Annotated in this window: 15 protein-coding genes; 1 reads left to right on the plus strand and 14 read right to left on the minus strand. The window is 49.4% G+C overall.

Annotation, left to right across the window (positions count from 1 at the left end; all coding sequences use genetic code 11):
* Nucleotides 1-127 precede the first annotated feature (127 nt).
* From FVQ81_12390 to FVQ81_12455, 14 genes are all read right to left on the minus strand, one after another.
* Nucleotides 128-559, minus strand: a complete 432-nt coding sequence (locus tag FVQ81_12390) for a cytochrome c (GenBank protein MBW7997344.1) — start codon at nt 557-559, stop codon at nt 128-130.
* A 2-nt stretch (nt 560-561) separates the two neighbouring features.
* On the minus strand, nt 562-3,108 hold the full coding sequence (locus FVQ81_12395; GenBank protein ID MBW7997345.1) for a c-type cytochrome: 2,547 nt from the start codon (nt 3,106-3,108) through the stop codon (nt 562-564).
* Between the two features lie 89 nt (nt 3,109-3,197).
* Nucleotides 3,198-4,082, minus strand: a complete 885-nt coding sequence (locus tag FVQ81_12400) for a cytochrome C (GenBank protein MBW7997346.1) — start codon at nt 4,080-4,082, stop codon at nt 3,198-3,200.
* 23 nt (nt 4,083-4,105) lie between these two features.
* A complete protein-coding gene (locus tag FVQ81_12405) occupies nt 4,106-4,894 on the minus strand; it encodes a DUF4405 domain-containing protein (protein ID MBW7997347.1) in 789 nt (262 codons plus the stop codon).
* Between the two features lie 34 nt (nt 4,895-4,928).
* Nucleotides 4,929-5,213 (minus strand): 4Fe-4S dicluster domain-containing protein, encoded by a 285-nt coding sequence (locus FVQ81_12410; GenBank protein ID MBW7997348.1) that lies wholly within the window; start codon nt 5,211-5,213, stop codon nt 4,929-4,931.
* A 33-nt stretch (nt 5,214-5,246) separates the two neighbouring features.
* A complete protein-coding gene (locus FVQ81_12415) occupies nt 5,247-5,693 on the minus strand; it encodes a Rieske (2Fe-2S) protein (protein MBW7997349.1) in 447 nt (148 codons plus the stop codon).
* Between the two features lie 169 nt (nt 5,694-5,862).
* Nucleotides 5,863-6,447: a hypothetical protein gene (locus FVQ81_12420; GenBank protein MBW7997350.1), complete on the minus strand. Its 585-nt coding sequence runs from the start codon at nt 6,445-6,447 to the stop codon at nt 5,863-5,865.
* Nucleotides 6,448-6,468: 21 nt separating this feature from the next.
* A complete protein-coding gene (locus FVQ81_12425; GenBank protein ID MBW7997351.1) occupies nt 6,469-7,833 on the minus strand; it encodes a hypothetical protein in 1,365 nt (454 codons plus the stop codon).
* Between the two features lie 577 nt (nt 7,834-8,410).
* Nucleotides 8,411-9,199, minus strand: coding sequence for a hypothetical protein (locus FVQ81_12430; protein ID MBW7997352.1), 789 nt, complete (start codon nt 9,197-9,199; stop codon nt 8,411-8,413).
* Nucleotides 9,183-10,430: a nitrate oxidoreductase subunit beta gene (locus FVQ81_12435; GenBank protein MBW7997353.1), complete on the minus strand. Its 1,248-nt coding sequence runs from the start codon at nt 10,428-10,430 to the stop codon at nt 9,183-9,185. The genes FVQ81_12430 and FVQ81_12435 overlap by 17 nt, the downstream gene beginning before the upstream one ends.
* Nucleotides 10,431-10,455: 25 nt before the next feature.
* Nucleotides 10,456-11,376 (minus strand): hypothetical protein, encoded by a 921-nt coding sequence (locus FVQ81_12440; GenBank protein ID MBW7997354.1) that lies wholly within the window; start codon nt 11,374-11,376, stop codon nt 10,456-10,458.
* Nucleotides 11,377-11,378: 2 nt separating this feature from the next.
* A complete protein-coding gene (locus FVQ81_12445) occupies nt 11,379-14,828 on the minus strand; it encodes a molybdopterin-dependent oxidoreductase (GenBank protein ID MBW7997355.1) in 3,450 nt (1,149 codons plus the stop codon).
* A 41-nt stretch (nt 14,829-14,869) separates the two neighbouring features.
* Entirely contained in the window at nt 14,870-15,841 is a 972-nt protein-coding gene (locus FVQ81_12450) for a hypothetical protein (GenBank protein ID MBW7997356.1), read from the minus strand.
* 138 nt (nt 15,842-15,979) lie between these two features.
* Nucleotides 15,980-16,615: a hypothetical protein gene (locus FVQ81_12455; protein ID MBW7997357.1), complete on the minus strand. Its 636-nt coding sequence runs from the start codon at nt 16,613-16,615 to the stop codon at nt 15,980-15,982.
* 2,004 nt (nt 16,616-18,619) lie between these two features.
* On the opposite strand from FVQ81_12455, the gene FVQ81_12460 reads away from it, so the two are divergent.
* Nucleotides 18,620-19,508 (plus strand): hypothetical protein (locus FVQ81_12460; protein MBW7997358.1); only part of this gene is annotated, 889 nt, incomplete at its 3' end.

Below are 19,508 nucleotides of genomic sequence, written 5' to 3' on the forward strand. Positions count from 1 at the left end.
ATTATGTGCAGGATATATTTTATCAACTATGAGGAAACTTTAGCAGTTTGACTATTCCGGAATCAACTTAACTCGTTTTCGGGGGGCAGGACAGCCCTCCTGTTATTCATAAGAGAAGATAATTTAATCAGTTATGAAACCGAAGAGTGTCTTCTTTCTCGAATTTTATTTTTAAGATTGCTACTATGGAAAAGATTTCTTCGCCGTTCAAGGTTCCCTCCCAGGGGGGACAGAGGTTCGATTTTCCCAGGCTTTTCGAACCCTTGCTGACCACGGTTAGCAGGTCCGTCTCCGAGCGATTCTGAAAAAAATCCGGGGCGGTGAAATCTGCCGGGTTTGGATCGAGTCCAAAATAGATACCATCTCCCTCGCCTTGCTCCCCGTGGCATGGCGCGCAATAACGGGCGTAGAGCTTTTCCCCATTCCTGAAGACGAATCTTTTTGTTATATCGGTAACTTTGGAGTTGTTATCGTGTTTTGCGTTCGAGCAAACAGCGCAGATTCCACATATACTAATAACCAGGGCGATAGAAAAAATAATCTGAAAAGATTTATTCATTTTCAATTTTCTTTAAGAGTTGAAAGATATTGGGTCATTGCTATCAGATCAGCATCCGAGAGTCGATAGTTCGGTTCGACAGAGTTCTTGTCGAAGCGCTGTGGATTTTGCAAATGGGCAAAGATATAGCTTGGTTTAAGCCTGTTTCCGACGTTGGAAAGACTCGGCCCCAGAGCACCGCCATCGTAACCGATCTGGTGGCAGGATGTGCATCCCAACTCGTCATATATTTCCTTCCCATCATTAATCTGTGTTTCCAGGTCTCGGTGGTCCTCAAGGCTTTGCTCCGGGATATCGTCGGCAACGAGAACATTTTCGATATAGCGGACTATTATTTCTATTTCAGAATCTTCCAGGTTGCCTTTAATCATTCTGGGCTCCGGGTCCAGCTTGAATAATGGCATTTGCTTGAGCATTGGCCGAATAATGTCCGGGTTTTGGAGGAAGTTCCTGAGCCATTCTCTTTGAACTTTACTTCCCTCGACAGAAAGGTCCGGAGCAAAATCTTCTCCCTGGCCGTTAATTGTATGGCAGGTTAAGCATTTAAGGTCATTCAACAGCTTCCCGAATTCCCCCTCAGGCAAATAATAATCAGCCTGCTTCGGCAGCTTGAACCTGGCGGGAAAATCCCTGTCGGTGAATCCGAACAACAAAGTCGTCAAGGCCTCGATTTCTCCTTCATTAAAGCCGAATTCCGGCATCTTGAGATTTTCGCGAAAGCTTCGCGGACTGGCCAGCTTCCGCCTCAAGTAGGCTTCACGGGTGTGATCGAGATCCTTCACCATACCGTAATCAAACAATTCGATAGGTTTGCTCCCGATGCCGGTCAATTCCGCACCGACCATTTCATTAGTTTCCGCTTTACTTAAATAGCTTACTTCCGTTCCACGCAGGAAAGGGCCGATTTCTTTGAGAGCTTCCATTCCTTTGACATTGTGGCAGCCGAAACAACCGTATTTTCGGATCAGACTTTTACCTTCATTTATTGATTCGTTGGTGATTTTAACGGGTTCAGTGTATAGTGGCTCAAAATCCCAGTCCACAAACTCACCCACTACGTATTCAACCAGATCCCAAATCTCCTGGTCGGTGAACCTGAAACGGGGCATGTTCGTTTCCGGAAAATATTTTTTTGGATTTTTCAGCCAATTGAACAACCACTCTCGATTGACCTTACCGCCTATTTTTGACAGTTCCGGTGCATAGGCTCGCTTGTGCGACCCTCCCTGGTCGTTGGTAACATGGCAGATACTGCATCTGGATGTCCGCCATATTTCCTTCCCGCGATCGTAGCGATCCCAGTCATCCTCGACTTCCGGAGCGTCCTTCCGGGAGTCAAAAGTCATACTTACCAGATAATCCGCGATTTGTTCGGCTTCGCTCTTGGAAAAGAGAAACTTCGGCATCCTCGCTTCGGGCAAATAGTCTTTTGGTTGTTGGAGCCATTGAATTAACCAGGTGTAATTTGCTTTTTCCCCGACGTAAGTCAAATCCGGGCCGATTTTTCTCAACTGCTCAAAACCGACGATCTGATGACAGCCATAACAGCCATGCCGCTCAACCAATTCGACTCCCTGCTGAAGAATATCCGCACCCTCGAGCTGCTCGATATCCCCGTGGCAGTTCTGGCAGGTCGCTTGGGTCATCGAGCCGTGAAGCATCGGCTCGGTCCAGTGCTTATCTTCTCCGTGGGCTTTCCAGGCAGCGGAGGTCGCTCGTCCTTCCCCCTGATGACACGACGTGCAGCCAAACTCATCGATCGAGTGGTTGTCCAGGAAAATGTATTTCCCCGGGTGTTTTGAGAAAGGATGACGATTTGAGACTTCACTTTCTTTATCAATGCCGATATGGCAGGACATACACCTGTCCGCTTTGTTCTGGTCCTCGAAAAAAACCTGCTTAATTTCCACTTTTTGATTTTTAAATTTTTCAATTTCATTTTTCACCGCTTCCACATCAGAGTCCAGGGCTCTCATCGCTGATTCAGCCTTTTCAACCGGAGCTTCATACATCCCCAGCAGGCCGCCGAGCGAATCCACTTCTTCCTGAATAGCTTCATGCTGCTGTTGGAGTTTCATCGACCGGCTTTCCAAATCCAACAAACGCTGTTTGTCCTTGGGATCGAGATTTTTATAGTACAGATACTCCACTTCCAGATAGACTCCACGGGTATTTTGAAAATCCAAGAATACTTTTTTGAACTCACGGGTTTTGGCTGATCTTTCGGCTTGTAGCCGCCGGAATTCCGACTGAATCTCCGGACTCTCGAACTTTTTTTTCGCTGCTGCAAGCTTTTCGGCTGCCCGGTCATACTGCGCTTTATATTCCTCCTCTTCGGTTCGACCGATAAGTTCGTCCAATTCCGCCTGCAGGTTTTCAATTTTCAGGTTGAGATATTCTTGCTGGTAATTTTTCCAGGGACGAAGATCGATAAACTCCCATTTCAGCACCCAGAGTGAAAAGAGGACTAATAACAGAGATAACCCAAAAAACGGCAGGGCGTAGGATTTCTGTTCCACCTTCAGGGGTTTTTTATCTTGTACTTCCATTGTCGCCTTTCAAGAGACCTGACCTCGATAACGGATCGCCGCTTAGGCGGGTCCCGAAAATGGCTGTTTGCCAAAGGCATGGAACCCGGCTAAAAATTGATCCACGGGGTAACCCACAAATACTTGATATTAAAAAACAGCCGCAGGAATATTTTGACCGTTATGCCAATCATTGTCAGCAGTAAAAACATGACTATCAACAGCCGGGTAGAACCGAGATTTTTCAGGAATTCCGGGCGTTTTATCTGCAAGTATTTATAGGGGAGGTAAGTACCTGCCACGTAAAATCCAACTACGATCACTCCCCCCAGGATGGCACCCGCTAACGACTGCGAATCTACCCCGAGCAGATTGGTCAGATCGACGTTGGGGCTGTGCACCACCCGGCTGTGGTCCCATTCCTGCCACGGCCAGAACCAGAGCCAGCCGGGTCCACGCATGAACACACCGATAATGATCAGAAAAATCCAGAGGATATGAAATCCGAAGGTGAAGATGATTATCGCAAATTTTCTCTCGCTGAATGTATAGTATCCATTTCCCTTCGGATTAATGTCCAGGTAGGGGATGGCCATCAGACCGAAAATAATCAAAAATGGAATGGCCACCCCGGCAAACCAGGGATCGAAATAAACCAGCACCTCCTGAAGGCCCAGAAAATACCAGGGCGCTTTTGCGGGGTTGGGTGTCAGGGAAGGATTGGCATGCTCCTCCAGGGGAGCATTCAGAAGGACAGACCAGGCAATGAGGAAGAGCATGACAGCGATCATGGCAATCATTTCAACCCGTACGAGGTAGGGCCAGGTGTGCGCACTCCGGTCTTCTTCACCCTCGACCGGCAGCCCTTCTTTCCTTTTACGGTCGTTTTGCAGCGCCTGCTGAAACGCCGAAAACGTGTAGTAAGTTATCAACAGCATCATGATCACAATTGCCACGTTGTCGGGCTTGGTGACGATCTGGATAAACTGTTCCATATTTCTCGCGAGGCCTCGAAGGCTTAAAGACTAGGTTGTTTTTCCTTTTTTATCTCAGGACCCGAGATACCACCATCTTTTCTTACTCTCCAGAAATGGACCGCAATGAATACGCTTGCGATCAAAGGAAGGCCTATGCAATGCCAGACATATGCTCTTAACAGAGCATTAGCCCCCACCTGTGAGCCGCCCAGTAAAGCGAACCTCACGTCATTATAGATATTAATATTCAACAGGTCGCTGAAGGGCCCCTCATAGCCCAGGAAAGGAGTTGCTCCAGCCATGTTGGTCCCGACCGTGATAGCCCAAAACCCGAGCTGATCCCAGGGCAACAAATAGCCGGTAAAACTCAACAGTAGAGTTAAAACCAGCAGGAGCACCCCGACACACCAATTGAACTGGCGGGGAGTTTTATAGGAGCCGGTCATAAAAACTCTGAACAAGTGGATCATCACGGTTATCACCATCAGGTGGCCGGCCCAGCGGTGAATGTTCCGCAGAAAAAGGCCGAAAGGCACCTGGTATTCCAGATCTTTCATATCCCAGTAGGCTTTCTCGACCGAGGGGTGGTAATAGAACATCAACAGCACACCCGAGATTGTTAAAATGATGAACAGAAGAAAAGTAATCCCTCCCATTCCCCAAGTGAACTTGTACTTAATGGCACTCTCCCTGAGTTGGACTGGATGAAGGTGCATGAATATATTGCCAAATATCGCCAAGGCCCGGTTCCTGGGGCTATCCCGATAGCTCCGGCGAAAGATGGATTTCCAGACCAGGCTTTTTTGAATCGATTTAATTATCTTTTTCATTTCGATTCACTCCGTCTCCTGCACTTTGAAAATCTCAGCGGTACCCTTTTACTTTCTTCAGTTGCGCTGAATAGTCGGCTGGACTGCCATCGGCTAAAACCATCGAAATCGCTCCCCAGGGGCAGTCAATCGCACACATAAAGCACCCGGTGCAGCGCTGGGAGTCGATCAAGGATATGCCATTGAAATTGAGCGTCGATTCAACGATAGCTATACAATTCTGTGGACAAACCGCTGCACAAATACCACATCCCGTACAAGTTTCCGGGTTCATTACCGCGCGCGGTCTCTGTCTTTTTTTCTTCAGATTGTCTGGCAAGATCAGCTCTGTCCAGGCTCGAGGTTATGTTATTCAGCTTTGTTCTGTATTAACCATCAACAAGCTATCCGGGTACAATTCATCCGATTCCGAACCTGATACTCCTTTGAAAGTTAAACTTTTGTCGACAGTTATCAGGCCCTCTGAACTGAGTTCGATTTTAAATCTGTCCAGGGGCCTGGGAGCCGGCCCCTCGAAATTAGTCCCGCTCTGGTAAAACCCGCTCCCGTGGCAGGGGCATTTGAATTTGTTCTGGGTGGAGAGCCAGTTCGGGGTGCAGCCCAGATGAGTGCACTTGGCGCTCAAACAGAAAAACCGCCCGTCTTCCTTTCTAATAATCCACACCCTGTATTTATCTTTAAGCCTGGAGCTGACTGTCCCCGGAGGATACTCGTCCGGGCGGCCCGCGATAAATCTTGCCGATGGTTCAAACAGCACTCTCGGGTAAAAAAGCCTGATAAAAGCGGCCAGACTCCCCATAAGAAAAGTTGCTATCGCGCCCCAGCCCAGTCTCCGAAAAAATTTGCGGCGGGAATCCGTCTTTACACTGTTATTCTCCTGTCCAGGCTCTTTCAATTTATCCTCGAGAGAAATTATAGCCGCTGTGCATTCTGCGCACAGTTATTCGGGATCAGATATTCTTTCCCTGTTAACGCTCTAATTTTAATTCAACTGCTATCTCTCCTTGCTCAGGAACAGTGACTTCCTGCTTGCTTTCTTTTAATTTTTGATGCCATGTCCTCAGAGTGTAAGTTCCTGCCGGCACGTCTTTAATTTCAAACTCACCGTCCCTATTTGAAACCGCAAAGTAAGGGTTTTCGAAAACCAGAATAAACGCCGACATTTCTGCATGCACATTGCATAACAGGGGGTAAAATCCCGGTGTATCGAATGTAACGTTGCGCACTACACCTGCGGCGTAAGTGCCCAGGTTGAACTTTTTTGCCTTGGATGGTGAGAAAACATTGTGCCGAACTTTATCGTTGTTCGGGAAATCTACGGTCGTTCCAGCCAGGACCGGCAGAACATGTGGAATGAATATCAGACTCTTCTGATCCATAACCGGGTTCTCTTTTGGAGGGGTGAATTCACCTTTAACTCCCTCAAGGGATATCACCACGTTCTCCGGAGATCTTACTCTGCTGGCGATAATTTTCCCTTTGATCGTGCCCGCCTCCAGAGTTTGCGCAAAAACTCCCAGCAGGATGAGGCTTGTAAGCATTTTGAGCTTCATTATATTCCCCGTGGTCTGTGGTTAAAAAGCGAAATCCAGCCCCAAATGCAAGTTGAAGTGATCGCTGTCGAATTCATCGGGATTTATTTTAAGTTCCGTATGGAACTTGATATTAGCTCTGATCAATGCCGTGATGTTGGGAACGATGCGTTTTAACTTAGCACTGCCTTCCAGGTCTATAACTTCATACCTGAGGCCGCCTAATAACCAGGGATAAAACACGTTGTCCACCTCGAGGAACCACGAATTGAATTTCTTTGTGTCTCCATCGTGATAGGTCTCCTTCCCGCGCATAAAAACGCCGAATATATTAAAGTCTCCGATGTAAGCATCTAGATCAAAGCCAATCCTGGAGAAATCTTCCGGGAGTTCCATCTCTTCCATCCCGGGCATGTCTCCCATTCCTTCCTCCTCGTGCTCATCACCCTCCTCTTCGACAAGCGGTTTCGCATTGCCTTTATAACCGAACATGCCGATTCTCAGGGAATTATCTTTCCAGTTCTGCGCCTCTTTTAAAACTCCCTCCCCGGGTGCCGGGTCATACCCGTCCATGCCGATCCCGCCGATTTTGTAAGCAAATCGAACATAAGTATCCTTCTTATTGTTATTGTCAAAATTCCCTTCTTCCCCGGCAGCCGGGATCCCGTTTCCGTTTACCACTCCAAAAACATATTGGAAGTGGTGATTCAGGATTCCCTTCACCTCTATTCCTCGCTGGGCTTGTTCCATGGCGCCCGCTCCTCCGTGGTGGCCGCCCAGTATTCCTTCGAAGCCGACGGAATTTGGCATATATGGTGTAACCATCTGCCCCCGGTGGATAAGGAATGGGAGAAAATCGGGCAAGAATTGTCCGATCCTGATATTAACCGCGTACGGCGAGAACATCAGGTCATTAAACTGGAGGTAGGCACGGTTTAAAAATCCGATCTTTCCTTGATCAAAAAGATGCGTGCCGGCGTAAAAAGAAATATTTTCACTCAAAGTTCCGGCGGTCAAAATATTCAGATTTAAGGGCATCTTAAAATCATGCTTAATTACATTTTGCGTATTGATCTCATAACCGCCGTGTATACGGAAAGCAACCGGAGGCATTCCCGGAATCGCTCCTGGCCACACCCCTTCGGGCCAGGTATACTTCCAGGCCTCGGCGCCCAATTCCACCTCTTTATCCTTGATGAATTGTTCATCCCCGCCCGGCATTTGAAAGCCGAGATTGCGGTAAGCGGTACCGAAAGCATTAAGCTTCGGAAAGGAGGTGTGGCAGGTTGTGCAGGCTGTCCCATATTTGCGGGCAAAGGCCGGGATCGAGTAACTCTCCCTGTGCTCCAGTAGAACGAACAACGATGAAATGAAAATACAGAAATAGTATTTTTTCATTCGGATCAAGGTTTCCCTCCTGAAATTGGAATTTGAACGTATCTTTGATAACTCGCCAAAAGAGAGTTTGCGTTACGGTTGAGATCAGTTAGTTACCGGGCTATCCTTCCGCTATCTCCCATCCTCCGGCTTGCCTCTCTTCGAACCGCTTTAAGAGTTTCCTTAAACTCACCGCGGATGATCCTGCGGTATACAAATCCCGGAATTGAGAAATCGGGCCATGCGGTGATAGAGCACTGAAGATTAGTCTCTCCTCTTAACCGATATTCCCCAAATCAAAAGTTGATGGTGTTGTTTTTTCCCTGTTTTTTGATTGTGGACTCAAATTTGCCTCTTTGAGCTTGAATCAGAAGATTCTTTATCGTTAGATGCAAAAGAATAGTCGCTTTCCTCTGGTATTTCAAGGGCTTTTTGGGTCAACGCAGGAAAAAAGAGACACTTCTCCCGCTGTTCATACCAGGGAGCAGCATTTTTAGGCAGGGCAACATCGCAACCGTTCAATTACCTGTAGCCGAAACTCCTGCGGAGACACCCCACAAAAATGACAGCGCCCCACGCAAAAGAACAAATCTTTATCCGGTTACCCTTATTCCCCGGGCAGATCCAATTGCCCCATATCGTCACACAAAGCGCAAGTTTCTTCTGGATCAAAAGGAGCGGATTGCAATTGTCGAACCTTTTTCGGCTTTACGTTAAGAAACCGGGCTTCAGAAGCCAGAAAATTTTCGGCCACTAGAGCTATCTTCTTATAAAAGCCGCTCTCTTCTTTGCTGGCCAAGCGTTCAAAAAAAAGGGGCGCCCATCTGCCCAGATGCATTTTCAGGAATTTCCGCTGCGCTTCCAGGCAGTCTTCGCTCTTTTTTTTGCCGTGATGTTCACGGGCATAAGCCTCTTTGTACGTTAGGAAATGCATGAACTCGAGTTCGGTGCTGATGTGATCCAGCCTCTCTTTGATATCGTCCGAAACCTCCAGGCCGAAGGCCCTGTAAAAACCCGCAATATCCCCCAGGTCATGAGTTTGCCGGAAAATAGTCGAGCCTCCGTATTCGGTCTCGAAGGGTGAGCTGGTTTTTGAAATAGTGTGGCCGAAAATTCTCCTGTGTTCCGCCTGCAGGTTTTCCAGAGTGAGGCTTTCAAAGGACGACTCCAAGTTCCCGATGGCTTCGAGCAAGTCGGCCTTGCCACCAGGGATCAAACCACGAGCGCAGCTTCGCAGCTCCTTCACGACGGCTCCGTCCCGCACAAGGGCGAACAACTCCTGCTCAGGATAAAGGAAACCGCTCGCAAGAAACTGGTAAAACCCGCTTCTGCAGAGAGCTACCTTGATTTCTTTTGTCATGATCCGGCTCATTCGTTCCCTAAATAGAGTTGACATACTCTTTTGGCCTGATATGGATCGGCTCCTCGACAGTGGTTCTGATGAACTCCTTTCCCTTCTTATCGTACCCGATCACCGTATCGTCGTACATCGACCAGGGTTTTCCATTGATAGTAGTCTCGTAAACTTTCTTCCCCTCTTTGGTTTTAAAGCTGAAAATAATGTCCTGATGAGCCCTGAAGAGTTGAAGCACCGCCAGCAGCTTCCTGGAGGGTGCGGTATACTTTTCAATAGCCTGATCGACTCCGGGACCGAACATCTGCCTGAGGTACTGCCGGGGCGCCCAGCGCGGCGGGATATAATAGATATTAGGCTCCGTACCGAACTGTGGGTAAAGGGGCAGCGCCACTTTTTCCACGTGAACCAAGTAGTAGAGCGGATGTGCTGGATCTTCGGCCCAGCCATTCTTGGCTGTTTTGACCAGCCCTTGCATGCGAATCCTTCCTACACAGGCAGCCATACACCGGGTTTCCCGGGGCCGTCCATTGCTCATGGGATCTTTACCCTCGACCCTCGGGTAGCAGGCTATGCATTTTTCACTGATATGGGTAGTCCCTCTGAACATCGGTTTTTTATACGGGCATTGCTCCACACACTTGCGATAGCCCCTGCATCTTTTCTGGTCGAGTAAAACAATGCCGTCTTCAGGCCTTTTATAAATTGCCTTGCGAGGACAGGCGGCCAGACAAGCCGGATAAGTGCAGTGGTTGCACAGGCGGGGGAGATAAAAAAACCAGGTGGCGTGCTCCGGCAGTTGGCTGCCGTGTGTGAAAGCATCCTTGACCGACAATGAAGAGTGCGCTTTTGCGGTATCCTCATAAATGTTGGGAAAACGCCATTCTTTGTCTGTCGGGACGTAGCCAACTGCCTCCTGATGGAGTTCCCTGTATTCAGCCGCTTCGAAGATGGTGTCGCCTTCATAGGTCCCGTAGGGGGCTACCAGATCTTTTTTATCTTCCACAGACCAGCTCTGGGGTCCCAGCAGGGAGAGGGTTTTTACGTCCCAGTGTTGAGGATAGCCTCCGTATGGCTTACTCTCGACATTGTTCCACCACATAAACTCCTGGCCTTTACCAAAAGTCCAGGTGCTTTTGCAGGCCATGGTACAGGTCTGGCAGGCAATACATCGATTCAGGTTAAAGACCGCGGCAAACTGAAGCTTTGGACGCGTTCCGGGATAAGGATAGCTCATCCTTCGTCCAAGTTGCCAGTTGTAGGTTTGAGCCATCTTTTTCCTCCAAGGATTTATGGTTTTAATTCGTTGTCGTCTCTATTTCCAGCGGGTGCCAACGGTCGCTGACTGATTTCTGCCCATCGAGATCCCCGGCTGAGCCATTCCATACGGCCAGGCTGAAATAGCTCTTCTGGCCCGGAAACATTTGAGTATCGTCCACGTGGAGAGTGGAAAGTTTTCTCGTCATAACTACGGTCCACCTCCCTCTCGACCAGACAGCATGACCGCGAACATCCTGGTGTTCCTGTGAGGTTAAGGTGCCGAATTTAGCTGCGTTGAGGCTTTCCACAGAACTCTCTCTGGAAGGAGCCGAGAGAAGGTTGCCGGCACCCCAGCCTCCGGCGCTACGGTCAAGCTCCTGGAATATCCGCTCCGTCTGCTCATCCAGGGCAGCATCAGGGTATTGCGCTTCGAGCTGATTTACGGAACCGGCGCCCTTAAATGCTTCCTCCCAATCAGCCTTCCAGTGCCAGATATTGACCGGTTTGTCCAGATCACCCATCCTGGGGCTGAAGATTGAATCCTCGGAAAATTCTTCTAAAGGGAAAAGAATCGCCACTGCGTCACGATGTTGCTCATGCTTGATCACTTTCTCATCCCTGGTGTTATCAGCCCAGGCGAATTGAAAATAGATCCATTCGCCGTCATGGAAGGCTTTCATAGCGATCCAATTGACTGAACCGCCACCGTAGGGATTGGAGACATTCTGTCCTTTCAAAGAAATGGAAAGCGGTTCATAGGGGAAAAGAATATCTTCCACGGTCGAGATATCGAGGGTTTCCAGGTGCTTGTCGATGTAATGAACCTCCAGAGGGATTTCTGTGGGAACCAGAGACAGTCCCTCATCACCTTCCTCCTGAGCGACAAGTGGTCCGCTCAAGAACGAAGTGATAAAAAATCCCAGGAGAAGGCCTTTCAGCATTCTGGCTTGAAAGTCCATCTTTAGCCCTCCTTCTCGATTTCCACGAATTTTCCGGATAAGTACCTTTTCATTTGGGCGTTTTCAGCTGCAGGTGTAAACCCGCTTTGTGCCGGCTCCCAGATTCCCTTGCCTCCCAATCCACCATCCTCGGCCTTGGTGATCTTGACCAGGGTCTCCTTGGGCACGGTGTTAAGTGCATGGTTATCCGACTCGCCGCCGAAAAAGAAGGCCATCTCGGCTTTTCGCTTGTGGAACATACTGTCAGTCTGGTGCATGGGCATGTGCCAGTTCCGGGTAAAACTCTGCTGTGAGCCATAGCGAAGATTTGCCTGGTACCCGGTGCCCTCGGAAAGCGCCCTTCCATCGGCCCTGGTTTCGTGAGCTTTCACACTCCTTTCGGTGGCGATGTAAGCGGCATGTTTCATCATGGTGAAGTTATAGGGATAGGCGGCGTTGTATTTGACCCTCAGCATGCACCGGGACACCTTATAAAATGGATCGTTGGGCTTCCATCCGATGTAAGGACGATCCGCCGGGTTGGCGTCCACGTAAACATAGTCGCCGTCGTTGATTCCCAGATCTTTAGCCGCTTGCGGGTTTATATGCAGCTGATGTTCGCCCACCCCCGGGCTCCTCTTATCCATCCGGTAGGGATCGCCGAAGTTGGAGTCCCAGATAAGGTTCCAGTCAGTGTCGCTCCACTGGGAGTGGACCCGGTGCCTTGTTTTCGGCGTTACGCAATAAAACTGGTAACCTTTCTCCCAGAGGAAGTTTTTGCTCTCTTTCACTTTGTGCCAGGAGAGCTTGACATTGCGCACCGTCCGCTCATCCCAATGCTCGGCATCGTGGGGAATCCCGTAGTCGTCCGGCCTGACGTAGGGGTTGGAGCTCACGATCACATTGGGCAGGTAAGGGGTGGCTTCGGGACCTTCCCGATGCACGATGAAGTTTTCCCCATATTCGATAGCCTCAGGCAAATCGCTGTAGGCCTGAAGCCTTCCGTTATCGGTATAAAAGGGGATGCTATCTTTAATTTGCTCCCAGAACGGCACTCTGGGGTAAGTCCTGAAAAGCAGGAGAGCCACCCCGGGTTCCCCGTATTTGCCTTTCATAATATCTTTCAGCCGGTAGCCTTTGGTGGTAGTAGAGGTTTCGAGCATTCTCTGGATATAGATATCCCGATTTCCCTCCAGAACGAACTTCCACATCTCGGCAATTCTGTCGTCTTTCACCAGTTGGCTCAGCCTGACCGCAATATTTGCCAGGATATCGATGTCGTCTCTACTGTCATGGACGGGTTTGATTCCGCCCTTCCAGATTTGAAGGAACGGGTTGGAGCAGGAGGCGGTCACCTCGAGGCCCTCGAACTCTACCCAGGAATTGGCCGGCAGAGAGATGTCTGCGTATTCAACAGTAGCGGTTACATTGATATCTGCGGTGATGATCAACTCTACTTTGGGATTGACATTTTTGAGCATCTCGTAGACCCATTTGGCATTGTTGATCAGGTTGACGTTATTTACGAAAATGACCTTGGTTGGTGTGGGCATGTGGGTCTTGCCGGTGAATACTTTGCGGCCGCTCTTGGGGGTTTGGACTGTTAGGGGGATATCACCGTGATTCCAGTACGCGGGCTCCTCTCCCTTAACGTATGACTTCACTTTGACCTTTTTCCCATGGGCCCTGGGGTTCAGGTTCAGGTTGAAGGGATCCTCTTTCACCCAACCGGCGAAGCCAGGCCCGGTCCAGGATGAGCCCTGAAAGAGACCGGCTTTGTAGTTGCCGGCCCAGGTGTGGGAGCCTGCCCCGGGTAGCCCTATATTACCGGTGAGCATCAAGGGCAGATAAGTGCTTCGGTTTGTTTCCGTGGCATGGAACCAGTGATTCACCCCTTCTCCGTTGTGGATAGCGACAGGTTTGATCGTGGCAATGTCGTGTGCGAGCCTTACAATCAAATCCTTGGGTGACTGGGTGATCTGGTGAACCGTGTCGAGGTCGTAATCCTCGAGGTGGATCAGATACATCTCGAACAGGGGCATCACTTCGATCTTTTCCCCGTCCACGGTCTCGACTTCGTATTTCCCGCTCAGGGAGGGGTCGATCCCCTTTGCAACCATCTTTTCGCCAAGATCGTCCCGGGTGATTGCTCGAGCAGCACCGCTTTTCAGATCCCAGACCACGAAGTCTCCGATGATCTCCCTCTGTTGATCAGTCAGCCCTTGAACTTTATAACTGGGACCCCGGGAGATATCCTGATTTTTGTATCCCGGAAAGATATCGGCGGCCCTGAGCCTTCTAAGGTTGTCAGTGCGCACCAGCAGAGGCATATCGGTGAATTTCTTCACGAAATCTTCATCGTAGAGCTTTTCATCGATGATGATTTTGCTGATGCCCAGGAACAGGGCGGCGTCGGTCTGGGGCCGGATGGGCATCCAGTAGTCCGCCTTGGAGCAGGCGGGGCTGTACTCGGGGGAAATGACCACAATCTTCGCCCCGCGCTCCATGCACTCGATGAAGAAGTGGGAGTCAGCCATCTTATTCTCCACCAGATTCTTCCCATCCATGATTAACAGCTTCGAAAAGCGAAGGTCGTTGAAGTCACAGTCCGATGTCTGCAGCCCGTGAACCCAGGGATGACCGGGGGCCTGATCACCGTGCCAGGTGTAATTGGACCAGTTGCGTCCGCCCAAGGCTTTCTCCGGTCCGACCCCCCGAATGCGGCTGTCGAGGATGGCCAGGGAGTTGCTTAAGCGGTACATCCCGTACTTGCCGAATACTCCGAGCAGACCCATGCCGCCACGCAACTTAAAAGTCCTGGTGCCTGCTTCATGCATATCCTCGATCATCTCGGGTGAATAGCCCTGTTCCCTGAGGCGCTCGGCCCCCTCCGGGCCGCTGTAGGTTTGAGCAATGTTAATCATCCCCTTAGCGATATAGGTGTTAACATCGTCCCAGGATATTTTGACAATCTCGTCCTGCCCCCTGGCGTCAAACTTATATCTGGCCTTGTTCTCCGGAGTAAGCTCGGGGAAACCGTCATCAGCCCACTGCTTCCAGCCTTTCCGGATCAGGGGATATCTGAGCCGGTAAGGACCGTATACCCTGCGCAATAAAGTATAACCTTTGAGGCAGCCCCGGGGGTGCCAGTTAGGGGTAGCTTTATTGCCAAAAAGATCGGCGTAACGGTCGACATCGTAATTCTGCTCGATTCTCACGGCCACACCGTTTCTAACAAAGGCTCTCAGCCGGCAGGCGTGGGTGTCATTCGGGGAACAGACGAAAGTGAAAGAACTGTCATAGCGATACTGGTTCCGGTAAATTTTCTCCCATCCGCGTTCAGGGTAGGTCTCCAGAGGGTTTAAATCGGCAATAGGCTGTAACGTTTGCAGTGCCAGTGCGTTATCGGCCAGGACAACTGCCGCGCCGGTTCCCGCCGCTACTTTTAAAAACTGCCTTCGTGAAAGTCTCATTGGCCTCTGCCTCCTTAAAACCCGTTTGTTTAGGTTCTTTATTACTTGATTGTTTCTTTTTCTATTGCCTGATAGCCTTCAATACACCTCTCACAGACTCCATCCCCGGCCTTCCAGTCGGGATAGTCCTCCGTAATACGCTTAATGATATTTTCCTCCACCCGTCCGCTCCCCTCATCCCAATTATAGGTGGGAAACCGGCAAAGAGGACATGGTGAGCCCGGCAGCAAAATCTTCTCCTGCTCGAGAACTCCTTCAATATCCAGTTGTATGTCGAATCTCTGCAGAAGCTTAGCAGTATCTCCGGCCATCTCCAAAATCTGGTCATGGGTAAGCTTTTCCATTTTCCAGATACTCTCGAAGAGGACTGTCTGCTGAGCAGGTGGCAACTTCCGATATAGGATCGCGAACTCCCGAAACCGGCCATCCTTATCCGAAACGCTTTCTTTGTTTTCTCTCGACAGCCGGCTTTCTATATAAATATCCCAAAAGAGGCTGTATCTGTCCTTGATGAGGTTCTCTTCCCCGGCTGAGGAGACATTTAATTTCGCCCTGTACTCATATCCGAAATGGTTATCCAGCATATCAGAAACATGCATTAACTCGTGCCTTAGCCGTCTCCGAAGATCGGGAAGGGCCAGGAAACGCTCGGCCGGAATTTTGATGCCCACGCATTTTAAGTCTTTACTGAGATCAGCCCCCTCATCTCGTTCGATGATGGTCTTTCCCACCACAACCGCCTCCACTTTAATCTCGAGTCCGGGAAACTCTGCGAGGGCTTTGTCGATGACCGCTCCGAAGCCGAGTTGAAGAAAAAGTCGGTCAGATAGCTTTTCAAACTCTTCCTCGCGCTGTTCAATTGAGAACTCTTCGTAAATTGAATCAGCAAGCTCGTGGTACTCTCTGTAAAGACGCAGATCACCGTCTTTTTCCCTGCGTGTCATTTCCTGAAAAACCACCTCTTGCATCAAGGACGGATCGTACACAACTTTCATTGTTGCCAGACCTTCCATAGCTGGTTTCTGCGCTTGACGCGAATCCATTTATTCGCTTGCCGAAGGCCGGACCGGCGCAGTGCCGAATCGGCGTCAGGCAATCAAATAAAGGCTTAAGTGATACGAAAGTTTGTTAAACCTGACTGGGGTCTGACCCTATCTTCTTTTGCTCAGAGTCAGATTGACAATCGTGGCATTGCCGGCCTCCACGTTAACCTCTTGGGAGAGAGATTTCTTCTTCTCATGCCAGGTCTTCAGGGTGTAGTTTCCCGGTGGAACGTTTTCGATCTTGAAATTGCCGGTTTTGTCAGTTTTGGCAAAGTAAGGATTTGGCATAACCACAATGTAGGCTTCCATATCGCTGTGAACGTTGCAGAGCAATATGGCCTCACCAGATTTGTTAAAGGTGTGGGTTTTTACCATTCCTTTGGCATAGGTGCCCAGATTGAACTTATCGGCCACCTCCTCCCTGGAGAAAATATTGTGCTTAACATCATCGCTGTTCATAAAGTCGACGGTGGTTCCTTTAAGGATGGGCAGGACATGCGGAAGGAAAGTCAATTTTTTTTGATCCATCACCGCGTGCTCCTTGGGCGGATCAAAATTGTTTTCCCCAACCAGCTCCAGATAGACCACTACATCCGCCGAAGTTCTGGTCCGGGTCACCTTCACTTTGCCTTCAATATTCCCCGGAGTATCGGCAGCCAGGTCAGCTCCGGATATAAATGAAACGGTTAAAATCAATCCAACAAGAATTGACCGCATCTTTTTTCCCATTTGTAGTTCCTCCATCAGTTAAAAGTGGTACGATGGTTGATACCGAACCCGACCATGGCCAGGCATTTCCCCTCGGTGAGCGTGGCCAGAGAACACCATTCCCTGACAAACTAAAGAAACAGCCTCTTTCCGATGGCGGAAGAAACGACAGACACCCTTGACCAGCTAAGTGAAGCTTTTAGAGCCTGAAAGAGTAAAACCAACGGATAGCCCTTAAATCGAGTTTGAAATTATTTTCCTTCCAAGCCGAAGATGACGTGCTGAGACTGTCAATTTATCAAAGTTCAGTTTCGGCTAAACAATCACTGGTGGCGATATTGGTAAGTACATCGAAACTGAATATAGGCAGTATTGAGGCAACAGAGGATTTTCGGTATAATGGTTATACCGTAAAGTGTGTGAAAAGGGTGTACATGACCGCTTAGATATGTCGAGATTTCTCGATATTGAAACTTGTGCTTTTTCTGTTTCCTGAGGCCGGTCAACTGGACATTCGGTTTTATTATCTTGGGGTAGCGCCGAAATTGCATACAGGTAATGCATGCTCCGAATCCCTCGATAAAGAAGTTTTCCTGTCAGGAAGCTGCCAGCCGATTTCAGTCTTTAAAATAAGAAACTTTTATCCAGATTCATGGTAAAAAAACCCTCTTGAGTATGACGGAAAAATTTCAGATTCGCTGTGTTTAAAGAATTTCAAACTGCCATAAAGCAGACATCTCATCCGGTTGCCAAGGCCAAGGAATGTACACCTAAGGCTGAGTTTCGGCAGCTTTTGAGATCGCCTGAAAAATTTTCTGACCTCTTTAAAAGTCATCTAGACAGAGTTTCTACTCTGATGATTGAACTTGAGTGATGACTCCTTTAAATGGAACCTTAAGATATGCAATTGAAAAAAACATTTAACAATTCCAGGCGTTTCTTCGCGAACGATCAAAAGACTTTTATACTGGTGAATAAGGTTCCATCTTTGGGAAAGTTAATCGCTGCCGGGCTGATTGCAAAGGTTTTTTGAATCCAATGCTCGTCAGGCCACAATAGCCGCACCATTTGTCAGAATCAATGATCCAAGAAGGTTCTCCTTTACCACGGACACCTGCTTGAAAAGTCTTTTGCGCAATCAGAAACTACACCTCTATAACTTTGCCGCCTCCCTGAAAGTTACTGAGATAAGTCAATTTTACAAAAAAACTTGTGCTACATTTGCCTTCGATGCACTCGGTGCTAAAGAAAGACAGATTAATCCCAATTCCTTTTTCAATAATTATCGATTAACTGGTTTCCGGCTGGTTTCTGTCTGGAGACTAATCAAATGTAGATCTATATTCCAATAAAGATAGTTTTACAAACGCTGAAATTGAGCCTCACTTGAAGGAGCGCCTTTGATATCCATGTTAGTCCTTAGATATGATTCATGTCAAAACCTACCCCATAGGTTTAAACTCGTCAAGAGCCAGAAACAATATCAATGTTCAAGAGGCGCAAATAAATGGGTACTCTTAGTCAGCTCAGCAACCGTAACAGGGTCACCCTGGCCGTGGCCCGCAAACTGGTTAAATACCTGCTTGCCGTTGATCGAAGAAATAATAGTTTCGAGCCACTGCAACAGGCTGTTTAACGCCCCGTCACATACAGCTGTTTTTATACCGATCTTCCCGGCGTGCCTTGCAGAATGTTGGACTGCGTGAGCCGGAAAAAGGCTGCACGACTTCCAACTGTTTCGAGGACGCCGGGTTGACCCAAACTCAATCTTCCGTGAAGGGGAAAGTGCCCCTGAGACGGCACATGGATGTCTGGTCGCCTGACCTGCGGACCTTGCAATAGATAAAAAAGTCGGCAAACAACAGCTTGAAAATCAAAAAACCGCCGGAGGCATCCGTGGGGTTATGGGGAATCTCCGCTTTCCCCTTGACTATACTTATCATGGATGTCCAACTTGTTCTGACGACGTACAGCAGCTTGCTTCGGGGAGAGTTCTGGATCTTGAATGTCAGTAGATAATTGGCTGTAAGGAGTTTATAGGTGAATGTATTCAAGGAAAGATATACCAGATTTGTTACCAAAGGATTACTGGTTGGCTGTCTTTGCGTGGGACTGCTGGGGGCCCAGGGAACGGGCAGCTCCAACGTTAAGGAAGATTACAACGGTGACGGTGAAATAGGCATGGCCGACGTTATCGCCATGCTGCACCTGGCATTGGCCAACAGGCACAACCCGCGCTGCGATTACAACGGAGACGGGACCTGGAGCATTATGGACGCCGTTGGCTTGGTGCTAAACATTAGAGCTGGCCGCACCAGCACCTATGATCCTGCGCTTTATACCTGGCGTGCCATGGGTTTCGGCGGCGGCGGCGGGCTGTTCCGTCCCACGGTGGACCCTCATGACCCCACCCACGCCCTGATCGTCTGCGACATGACCGGGGCCTATGTCACCCTTGACGACGCCGAAAGCTGGCAGATGTTCAACCTGCGCACCGGGGTGGCGGATTTCGAGTTTGACCCCACCGTGCCGGGCCGTGCCTATGCCCTGAACACCGGACTCTACCGCACCGATGACGGTGGCAAGCGCTGGCGGTTGATATTCCCGACCGAAGCGGAGCTGATTGAGGAAAAAATGACCGGCGACCACGCCGACCACTGGTTTTACAGCACCTGGGGCGACATGCTGCCCGAGTGGAGCAACCATAAGGTGTTGGCCGACCCCGCCGACCCCAATCACATCGTGTTCGCACGCCGGGCCCCCTGGCAGGGTAATATCTGGATGATGGGCAGCCACGACGGCGGATCCTCATGGACCAAGATGGTGGAAATCCCCAACGAGCAGGTCCTGGCGCTGTATCCGGGGGCTTGGTGGGGTGCGGCCGATGAAATCATGGTCGCCACCGCAAACCACCTGTTCCGCTTCAATG

It is taken from the genome of Candidatus Glassbacteria bacterium (genome assembly GCA_019456185.1).
Taxonomy (GTDB): Bacteria; Gemmatimonadota; Glassbacteria; order GWA2-58-10; family GWA2-58-10; genus JAJRTS01.

Excerpts from the sequence above, each read along its gene's own strand:
- FVQ81_12390 (MBW7997344.1), bottom strand. The coding sequence starts at position 559 with ATGAATAAATCTTTTCAGATTATTTTTTCTATCGCCCTGGTTATTAGT.
- FVQ81_12395 (MBW7997345.1), bottom strand. The coding sequence starts at position 3,108 with ATGGAAGTACAAGATAAAAAACCCCTGAAGGTGGAACAGAAATCCTAC.
- FVQ81_12400 (MBW7997346.1), bottom strand. The coding sequence starts at position 4,082 with ATGGAACAGTTTATCCAGATCGTCACCAAGCCCGACAACGTGGCAATT.
- FVQ81_12405 (MBW7997347.1), bottom strand. The coding sequence starts at position 4,894 with ATGAAAAAGATAATTAAATCGATTCAAAAAAGCCTGGTCTGGAAATCC.
- FVQ81_12415 (MBW7997349.1), bottom strand. The coding sequence starts at position 5,693 with ATGGGGAGTCTGGCCGCTTTTATCAGGCTTTTTTACCCGAGAGTGCTG.
- FVQ81_12420 (MBW7997350.1), bottom strand. The coding sequence starts at position 6,447 with ATGAAGCTCAAAATGCTTACAAGCCTCATCCTGCTGGGAGTTTTTGCG.
- FVQ81_12430 (MBW7997352.1), bottom strand. The coding sequence starts at position 9,199 with ATGTCAACTCTATTTAGGGAACGAATGAGCCGGATCATGACAAAAGAA.
- FVQ81_12435 (MBW7997353.1), bottom strand. The coding sequence starts at position 10,430 with ATGGCTCAAACCTACAACTGGCAACTTGGACGAAGGATGAGCTATCCT.
- FVQ81_12440 (MBW7997354.1), bottom strand. The coding sequence starts at position 11,376 with ATGGACTTTCAAGCCAGAATGCTGAAAGGCCTTCTCCTGGGATTTTTT.
- FVQ81_12445 (MBW7997355.1), bottom strand. The coding sequence starts at position 14,828 with ATGAGACTTTCACGAAGGCAGTTTTTAAAAGTAGCGGCGGGAACCGGC.
- FVQ81_12450 (MBW7997356.1), bottom strand. The coding sequence starts at position 15,841 with ATGGAAGGTCTGGCAACAATGAAAGTTGTGTACGATCCGTCCTTGATG.
- FVQ81_12455 (MBW7997357.1), bottom strand. The coding sequence starts at position 16,615 with ATGGAGGAACTACAAATGGGAAAAAAGATGCGGTCAATTCTTGTTGGA.